We start from the raw sequence: 8,529 nt of genomic DNA on the forward strand, positions 1-8,529 counted from the left end.
ACCCAGCAGGTCGGCCACCCGTTGGCATCGCCGGTCCTCGAGCGCCGCGGGTCCGCCGACGCGCAGGGGTCCCACGACCAGGTCCAGCGCGGCCGCGGACGGCTCGCCCTCGAGCGCCCAGCCCACCTCGCCGGCAGCGGAGCGCCAGGCGATGCTGGACCGGAGCCCGGCGACAGGTGCCACCAGCGACGGGCCGGTGTGCACCAGCAGTGACGACTCCTCGTCCAGCGCGCACGCCGCGGAGCCGGGGGCAAGACCGGACTGGGCGACGAGTGCCGCCGACTCCTCGTCGACCACGGACGCGACGGGGAGGGACAGCCCGACGAACGCCCGCGGCTCCGTCCGGGCCGCCTCGCCCCAGCTGGGGACGAGCTCGGGCAGGGCGTCGCGGGGCACCCCCGCCCGGTCGCACAGCTCGACGGACCATGTGCCCGTCCCGAGGTCGAGCAGGCCGGTCCGGGCTGCGGTGGAGGGGTCGGTCAGGTGCCAGGTGCCGCGGGTCATCCGGGCCACCAGGTAGGAGTCGAGGGTCCCGATCGCGTAGCGCCCCGACACCACCAGCGCCCAGGTGTGCGGCTCGTGCTCGGCCAACCACCGGAGCACGGCACCCGTACGTCGGTCGTCAGCGGTGATCGCTCGTCGCGGGGACCCGAGGGTCTCGCGGTCCCACAGCACCACGGCACCACGCCGACCGGTGATGCCGACGGCCGTCAGGTCGGCGACATCGGTCGCCTCCAGGACCTCGCGGGTCGCGGCGACGGCGGCCAGCCACACCTCCTCGGGGGCCAGCTCCGCCCAGCCGGGACGGGGGACGTGCCGGACGACGTCCCGTCGGGCGCTGGCCGCAAGACGGCCCCGCGCGTCGACGACGGCGGCGGTGACGTGCGACGTACCGGCGTGGAGGGCAAGGACGGACAACGGTCTCCTTCGGGCAGGACCGGCGGGACGCCCAACCTAGTGCGCCGCGGAGCCCTCGAACCGAGGTGGCCTGCGCGGTAGGGTCCGTGGCCATGCGCGACACGCGGGGCGAGGAATACGCGAAACGGCTGCACGACAAGGAGACCGCGCGCTGGAAGCAGGTGCTCAACGTCCAGGCGCCGTACCGCTGGAACCTGCGGCGCCACGACCTCGGCCGCACCCTCGACGTGGGCTGCGGCATCGGACGGAACCTGGAGACGCTGCCGGCCGGCTCCGTGGGCGTCGACCACAACGAGACGTCCATCGAGATCGCCCGCTCACGGGGACTCACCGCCCTCACCACGGCCGAGTGGGAGACCTCCGACCTGCGGGTCCCCGAGTCGTACGACGGCATGCTCGTCTCGCACGTCATCGAGCACATGCCTCCCGAGCTGGGCCTCGAGGTGACGCGGTCCTACCTGCCCTACCTCCGCCCGGGCGGGCGGGTGCTGTTCATCTGTCCGCAGGAGCGGGGCTACGCCTCCGACCCGACCCACGTGCGCTGGACGACGGGGGAGGACCTGATGGACCTGGCCCGCGACCTGGGACTCGAGCCGCAGCGGTGGCGGAGCTTCCCGCTGCCGAGRCTCACCGGCAAGGCCTTCACCCACAACGAGTTCAACGTCCTGGCGACCAGGCCTGCCTAGGCGTCGCGCAGGATCGCCAGCACCCGCCGGTCGATCCACGACCCGTCGTCGCCGACGCGCATCTCGTAGTTCTCGCTGCCGACCCACGACCGCAGGTCGGGGTGTCCCTGCGCCTGCACGAGCCCCGCGACCTCAGCGTCGAGCTCGGGGGTGATCGCGACCTTCTCGTCCTCCGACGACGCGGTGAGGTAGAGGTCGTTGAGGTCCAGCAGCCGGGCCAGCTCCCCGACGGGTGCCGGGTGGTCGTCGACCCGCAGGTCGACGGCGACGTCGTCGCCCGCGCCGTACCCCGCGTCCTCGCGGACCACGAGCAGGGCCGCGGACTGGCGGCCGCGCCGGTCCCCGCCGGCCTCGTCCCCGGCGCGCAGCGCGTCGAGCAGCCGCCGCTCGATCGGCTGTCCCGCCGATCCCTGCCAGGACAGCTCCATGGCGTCGACGACCTCGGGGCCGACCAGGATGTTGCCCTGGATGGCGTAGCCGGGCCCGGTCACGCCGCCGGCCCAGTCGTAGCACTCGGCTCCGGTGTGGGTCGCCGCGTTGCCGTCGGAGTCGACGATGCCGGCCTGGCGGTGATCGCGCTTGTCGTCCTCCTCGACGAGGCGGGCCAGGGCCACCTCGGCGGTCGCGCCGTCGTCGAGGTGTGCGAGCGCGACGAACTTCCAGCTGACGTTGGCCTCGGCCTGGGTCGCGATGGCGCCCACCTGCGCGACGGCGGCGGGGACCGCCGAGCCGACCGCGAGGAACTTGGAGGCGACGGCCACGCCCCAGGACTCGCCGTCGTCGGAGCGGGCCACGATGGAGAACGTCATGCGCCGACCCTAGTGGCGTGCCGGTGGTGGAGGAGGAGACGACACAATGACGCCATGACGACCCACGCGCCGATCGAGACCCGCCCCATCGAGACGTGGCTGACCGACATGGACGGCGTGCTGGTCCACGAGGAGCACGCGATCCCCGGCGCGGCCGACTTCGTCGATGCCCTCAAGGCGTCCGGTCGTCGCTTCCTGGTGCTCACCAACAACTCGATCTACACCCCGCGCGACCTGCGCGCCCGGCTCCTCGGCAGCGGCATCGACGTCCCCGAGAACGCGATCTGGACCTCCGCCCTGGCCACCGCGCAGTTCCTCGCCGACCAGCGACCGGAGGGCACGGCGTACGTCGTGGGCGAGGCCGGGCTGACCACAGCCATGCACGACATCGGCTACGTGATGACCGACCGCGACCCCGACTACGTGGTGCTGGGGGAGACGCGCACCTACTCCTTCGAGGCGATCACCAAGGCGATCCGGCTGATCGAGGCCGGCGCCCGGTTCATCGCCACCAACCCCGACGTCAGCGGGCCCAGCCAGCAGGGCACGCTGCCCGCCACCGGCTCGGTCGCCGCCCTGATCTCCACCGCGACCGGTCGGGCGCCGTACTACGTCGGCAAGCCCAACCCGCTGATGATGCGCAACGCCCTCAACCGCATCGACGCCCACTCCGAGACGACGGTGATGGTCGGCGACCGGATGGACACCGACATCGTGTCGGGCCTCGAGGCCGGCCTGCGCACGATCCTGGTCACGACCGGCTCGACGAGCCGCGACCAGGTCGAGACGTTCCCCTACCGCCCCAGCCAGGTCGTGGACTCCGTGGCCGACCTGGTCGCAATGGTGGCGCCCCCGGCGGGGGAGTGACTACGCTCACTGACGTTCTTGATCGATCCAACATGCGGAGGATCGATCCGACCTGAGGAGATCAGCATGCGCGTCGGAGTGCTCACCGGTGGCGGGGACTGCCCCGGCCTCAACGCCGTCATCCGGGCCGTCGTCCGCAAGGGCGTCCAGGGCCACGGGTTCGAGTTCGTCGGCTACCGCGACGGCTGGAAGGGCCCCCTCGAGGGTCTGACCATGGAGCTCGGCGTCGAGCAGTGCCGCGGCATCCTGCCCCGCGGCGGCACGATCCTGGGCTCCAGCCGCACCAACCCCTTCAAGGTCGACGGGGGCGTGGAGCGGATCAGGGCCAACCTCGAGCGCGACGGCGTCGACGCCCTGGTGGCGATCGGCGGCGAGGACACGCTCGGCGTCGCGACCAAGCTCGCCGACCTCGGCGTGGACGTCGTGGGCGTGCCGAAGACGATCGACAACGACCTCTCCGGCACCGACTTCACCTTCGGCTTCGACACCGCGGTCAACATCGCCACCGAGGCCATCGACCGCCTGCACACCACCGCCGAGTCGCACCACCGCGTGCTCGTCGTCGAGGTGATGGGTCGGCACGCCGGGTGGATCGCCCTGCACTCCGGGATCGCCGGCGGTGCCAGCATGGTGCTCATCCCCGAGCAGCCCTTCGACATCGACGACGTCTGCGCCCGCGTCCAGACGCGGTTCGAGAGCAAGTACGCCCCGATCATCGTGGTCTCCGAGGGCGCGGTCCCGGCCGCCGGCGGCGACATGACGCTGGTCAGCGGGGAGAAGGACGCCTTTGGCCACGTGCGTCTCGGCGGCATCGGCGACCGGATCGCCGGCGAGATCGAGCAGCGCACCGGCAAGGAGGCCCGCGCGGTCGTGCTCGGCCACATCCAGCGCGGCGGCACGCCCACCGCGTTCGACCGCTGGCTGGCGACCCGCTTCGGCCTGCAGGCGATCGACGCCGTGGCGGACGGCGACTTCGGCACCATGATGGCGCTGCGCGGGACGAAGATCGAGCGGGTCCCGCTCATCGAGGGCACCGGCGAGCTCAAGCTGGTCGGCGAGCAGGAGTACTCCGAGGCCCAGGTCTTCTTCGGCTGATCAGCCCTTGACCCTCGGGTCGAGCAGCGCCCGTACGGCCGCGGCCAGCGCGCCGTCGGCGCACAGGGTGGGGGCGGCGAGGTGGAAGACCTCGCGGTCCTCCCAGTCGACGACCTCGATGCCGGGCTGCTCCAGGAGCGCCGCGTCGACCGCGAGCGGGGCGTCGTCGTCGTACGCCGTGCGTGCCTCGTCCCCGATCCACAGCCGCCAGTGGAACGGCCCGCGCCGGGTGCCCGACTCCTGGTCGTCGATCCAGACGAGCTCGGCGGGGTCGATGCCGAGCGCCTCGACCTCGATGAGCTCGCCGACCGTCATCGCCTCGGTGTCCGCCTCCCACGCTGCCGCGACGGGAACGACGACCCCGAGCAACCGCTGGACGTGCTCGGGGCACGAGCAGGAGCCACGCTCCGTGGGTGCGGTGGCGTCGGCGACGGGCGGCCTTTTCCTGAAGAGTCCCATGGCGGGACGTTAGGTCGTCGGCAGCGGTGCTGTCCTCGGATCGGTCGGCACGGCGGTGCTTGCCATCACCTGCCCGCGAGTCCACAGTGATGGCATTCATCACGACTACGAGCGGGAGTGGCCATGAGCAGCAGTACCGCCGAGCCTGACGTCAACGGCGCGGAGCCCGATCTCAAGCGGGTGATGGGCCCCAAGCTCCTGCTGTTGTTCATCGTCGGCGACATCCTCGGGGCGGGCGTGTACGCCGTCACCGGCAAGCTGGCCGGGCAGGTGGGCGGCATCGCGTGGCTGCCGTTCCTGGTGGCGTTCGCGGTGGCCACCGTCACCGCCTTCTCCTACCTCGAGCTGGTCACCAAGTACCCCCAGGCGGCGGGGGCCGCGCTCTACACGCACAAGGCGTTCGGCATCCACTTCGTCACGTTCCTGGTCGCCTTCACCGTGGTCTGCTCGGGCATCACCAGCGCGTCGACGTCCTCCAACCTGCTCGCGGCCAACCTGCTGATCGGCTTCGGCAACGACGACCCGTCCACGACCACCACGCTGATCACCGCGATGCTGTTCATGGTGCTGCTGGCCGCGATCAACCTGCGCGGCGTCGGTGAGAGCGTGAAGTTCAACGTGCTGCTCACCATCGTGGAGATGACGGCGCTGGCCATCGTCATCGCCATCGGCTTCTACGTCGTGGGCAAGGGCGACGCCGACCTCGGCCGCATCACGGTCTTCGAGAACCCCGACGACAAGGGCCTCTTCATGGCCGTCACCGTCGCCACCGCGATCGCCTTCTTCTCCATGGTCGGCTTCGAGGACTCGGTCAACATGGTCGAGGAGACCCAGGACCCGATGCGGATCTTCCCGCGCACCATGCTCACCGGCCTGGGCATCGCGGTCGTGATCTACATGCTGGTGGCCATCTCGGTGGTGGCCGTCATCCCGGCCGGGCAGATCGCGGAGCCGACCAACGCGGAGGCCGGGATCCTGCTGGACGTGGTCAAGATCGGGGTGCCGGACCTCCCGATCGACAAGCTGTTCCCGTTCCTCACCGTCTTCGCCGTCGCCAACACCGCCCTCATCAACATGCTGATGGCGAGCCGGCTGATCTACGGCATGGCCCAGCAGGACGTGCTGCCGCGCAGCCTGGGCAAGGTGCTCCCGGGTCGTCGCTCGCCCTGGACCGCGATCCTCTTCACCACGCTGCTGGCGCTGGGCCTCATCACCGTGGTCACCCTGATGTCCGACAACTCGGTGGTGGGGGCGCTGTCGGGCACCACGGCCACGCTGCTGCTGGCCGTCTTCACGGTCGTCAACATCGCCTGCATGGTGCTGCGCCGCGACCCGACGCCCGAGAAGGCGTTCCGCGCGCCGACGTACCTGCCGGTCCTCGGTGCCGTCTGCTGCGCCTACCTGCTCGGTCCCTGGGCGCGCACCGAGGCGGACATGATCCAGTACAAGATCGCCGGCGGCCTGCTGCTGCTGGGCATCGTGCTCTGGGCGCTCACGTGGCTGACCAACCGCGGGGTCCGGGCGCAGAAGACCGGCTTCCGCGACATCGAGCACATGGAGGAAGACGTCCGCTGACGCGGCGGCCCGTGACCGGTGGGCCCGCCCACCGGTCACGGGTCCGGGCACGCCGGCCGGTCGCCGTACCCTTGAGGGGTGAACCCTCGAGTCGCCCCGTCCCTCGCCTCCCCAGGGCAGGCCATCCCCACCCTCGAGCAGTTGCACGCCCTCGGCGCGGCCCAGCAGCCGACGTACCCCGACCAGGCCGCCGTGGCCAAGGCGGTCGACCGGCTGCGCATCGCGCCACCGCTGGTCTTCGCCGGCGAGTGCGACGAGCTCAAGGACAAGATCGCCGCGGTCAGCCGCGGGGAGGCGTTCCTGCTCGCCGGTGGTGACTGCGCCGAGACGTTCGACGGCGTCACGGCCGACAATGTCCGCAACAAGCTGCGGGTCCTGCTCCAGATGGCCGTCGTCCTGACGTACGCCGCCTCGGTGCCGGTCGTGAAGCTCGGCCGGCTGGCCGGTCAGTACGCCAAGCCGCGCTCGAGCGACCTCGAGACCCGCGACGGGGTCACCCTCCCGGCGTACCGGGGCGACGCCGTCAACGGCTTCGACTTCACCCCCGAGTCGCGGATCCCGGACCCGCAGCGACTCGTGGACGTCTACAACTCGTCCGCGGCGACGCTCAACCTGGTCCGTGCCTTCGTCACCGGCGGCTACGCCGACCTGCGCCAGGTGCACACCTGGAACAACGACTTCGTCCGCGAGTCGCCGTACGCCCAGCGCTACGAGCTGATGGCCGGCGAGATCGAGCGTGCGCTGACCTTCATGAAGGCCATCGGCGCCGACCCCGACGAGTTCCACCGCGTCGACTTCCACTCCAGCCACGAGGCCCTGCTGCTGGAGTACGAGCACGCGATGACGCGCATCGACTCGCGCACCCAGCTGCCCTACAACGTCTCCGGCCACATGGTGTGGATCGGCGAGCGGACCCGGCAGCTCGACGGCGCCCACGTCGAGTACTTCCGCCACATCCGCAACCCGATCGGCTGCAAGCTCGGCCCGACGGCGACCCCCGACGAGGCGCTCGCGCTCGCGGCCCGGCTCAACCCTGACAACGAGCCGGGGCGGCTCACCTTCATCACCCGCTTCGGCGCCGGCAAGGTCCGCGACGGCCTGCCGCCGCTGGTCGAGAAGGTCACCGCGGAGGGCGTGCAGGTCGCCTGGGTCAGCGACCCGATGCACGGCAACACCTTCGAGGCGTCGACCGGCTACAAGACCCGTCGCTTCGACGACGTGCTGGACGAGATCCAGGGCTTCTTCGACGTGCACCGCGCCCTCGGCACCGTGCCCGGCGGGATGATGGTGGAGATGACCGGCGACGACGTCACCGAGATCGTCGGCGGCGGCGAGGAGATCGACGAGCACGGGCTCGCGCACCGCTACGAGTCGGTCGTCGACCCGCGCCTCAACCGGGTCCAGTCCCTCGAGCTCGCCTTCCTCGTCGCCGAGATGCTCCGGGCGCGCACGGCCTGATCCGCGCGGGCGCGCGGGGTCGACCTGTGCGCGCGTCGTCGAGCGGTGAGTCAGCCACATTCCCAGCGCGGCGAATGTGGCCTGTGCACCGCTCCGCGGGGCGTGCCGGGGCGACCGTGATGGGATGAGCGCGTGATCGACCTGCGCTCCGACACCCTGACCCGCCCGACCGAGTCCATGCGCGCCGCGATGGCGAGCGCCGAGGTGGGCGACGACGTCTACGCGGAGGACCCGACCGTCAACGCGCTCGAGGACCGGGTGGCGGAGATGTTCGGCCACGAGGCGGCGCTCTTCACCCCCACCGGCTCGCTCGCCAACGTCCTCGCCGTCCGCAGCCTGGTCGGCGTCGGCCAGGAGGTGCTGTGCGAGTCCAGCGCCCACATCGCCCGCGCCGAGCTGGGTGCACACGGCGCGATCACCGGGCTCACCATGCGCACCTGGACGGATCCTCGCGGCCAGGTGGACCTGCCTGCGATCCAGCGCCTGTACGCCCCGGACATGGGGCCGTTCTTCGTCGCCACCGCCGCCGTGTCGGTGGAGTGCACCCACAACTTCGCCGGGGGCGCGGTGCTGCCGGTCGAGGACCTGCGGGCGCTGCGCGACTGGGCCGACGGAGTCGACTGCCGGCTCCACATGGACGGCGCCCGGATCTGGAACGCGCA

At 71.4% G+C, this 8,529-nt stretch carries 9 protein-coding genes; 6 read left to right on the plus strand and 3 right to left on the minus strand.

From position 1 onward, the window contains the following. Positions 1-918 (minus strand): FGGY family carbohydrate kinase (locus tag ACXJKL_RS08530; protein ID WP_457206633.1); only part of this gene is annotated, 918 nt, incomplete at its 3' end. Between the two features lie 92 nt (positions 919-1,010). Between ACXJKL_RS08530 and ACXJKL_RS08535 the strand changes: the two genes are divergently transcribed. Next, complete coding sequence (locus tag ACXJKL_RS08535; protein ID WP_457206634.1) at positions 1,011-1,604, plus strand: class I SAM-dependent methyltransferase; 594 nt, start codon at positions 1,011-1,013, stop codon at positions 1,602-1,604. Here ACXJKL_RS08535 and ACXJKL_RS08540 read toward each other — a convergent pair. Beyond that, positions 1,601-2,413: a DUF1028 domain-containing protein gene (locus ACXJKL_RS08540; protein WP_457206635.1), complete on the minus strand. Its 813-nt coding sequence runs from the start codon at positions 2,411-2,413 to the stop codon at positions 1,601-1,603. The genes ACXJKL_RS08535 and ACXJKL_RS08540 overlap by 4 nt on opposite strands. Positions 2,414-2,467: 54 nt before the next feature. On the opposite strand from ACXJKL_RS08540, the gene ACXJKL_RS08545 reads away from it, so the two are divergent. Beyond that, positions 2,468-3,280 carry an HAD-IIA family hydrolase gene (locus tag ACXJKL_RS08545; protein ID WP_457206636.1) on the plus strand — a complete coding sequence of 271 codons (813 nt, stop codon included), beginning with the start codon at positions 2,468-2,470 and terminating at the stop codon, positions 3,278-3,280. 66 nt (positions 3,281-3,346) lie between these two features. Then, complete coding sequence (locus tag ACXJKL_RS08550; RefSeq protein ID WP_457206637.1) at positions 3,347-4,375, plus strand: 6-phosphofructokinase; 1,029 nt, start codon at positions 3,347-3,349, stop codon at positions 4,373-4,375. Here the strand turns inward: ACXJKL_RS08550 and ACXJKL_RS08555 are convergent, their stop codons facing one another. Next, positions 4,376-4,834, minus strand: coding sequence for a hypothetical protein (locus ACXJKL_RS08555; protein ID WP_457206638.1), 459 nt, complete (start codon positions 4,832-4,834; stop codon positions 4,376-4,378). Between the two features lie 123 nt (positions 4,835-4,957). Here ACXJKL_RS08555 and ACXJKL_RS08560 point away from each other — a divergent pair, with 123 nt between their 5' ends. The 3 genes from ACXJKL_RS08560 to ACXJKL_RS08570 form a co-directional block, all read left to right on the plus strand. Further along, positions 4,958-6,409: an APC family permease gene (locus tag ACXJKL_RS08560; RefSeq protein WP_457206639.1), complete on the plus strand. Its 1,452-nt coding sequence runs from the start codon at positions 4,958-4,960 to the stop codon at positions 6,407-6,409. 78 nt (positions 6,410-6,487) lie between these two features. Beyond that, the gene (locus ACXJKL_RS08565) at positions 6,488-7,867 is read left to right on the plus strand and encodes a class II 3-deoxy-7-phosphoheptulonate synthase (protein WP_457206640.1); all 1,380 of its coding nucleotides are present in this window, start codon (positions 6,488-6,490) and stop codon (positions 7,865-7,867) included. A 132-nt stretch (positions 7,868-7,999) separates the two neighbouring features. Next, positions 8,000-8,529, plus strand: a 530-nt coding sequence (locus ACXJKL_RS08570; RefSeq protein WP_457206641.1) for a threonine aldolase family protein, incomplete at its 3' end; no start/stop codon positions are given.

This window comes from Nocardioides sp. P5_C9_2 (genome assembly GCF_054049555.1).

Coding starts and splice junctions, on each gene's coding strand:
- ACXJKL_RS08540 (WP_457206635.1), bottom strand. CDS start 2,413: ATGACGTTCTCCATCGTGGCCCGCTCCGACGACGGCGAGTCCTGGGGC.
- ACXJKL_RS08545 (WP_457206636.1), top strand. CDS start 2,468: ATGACGACCCACGCGCCGATCGAGACCCGCCCCATCGAGACGTGGCTG.
- ACXJKL_RS08550 (WP_457206637.1), top strand. CDS start 3,347: ATGCGCGTCGGAGTGCTCACCGGTGGCGGGGACTGCCCCGGCCTCAAC.
- ACXJKL_RS08555 (WP_457206638.1), bottom strand. CDS start 4,834: ATGGGACTCTTCAGGAAAAGGCCGCCCGTCGCCGACGCCACCGCACCC.
- ACXJKL_RS08560 (WP_457206639.1), top strand. CDS start 4,958: ATGAGCAGCAGTACCGCCGAGCCTGACGTCAACGGCGCGGAGCCCGAT.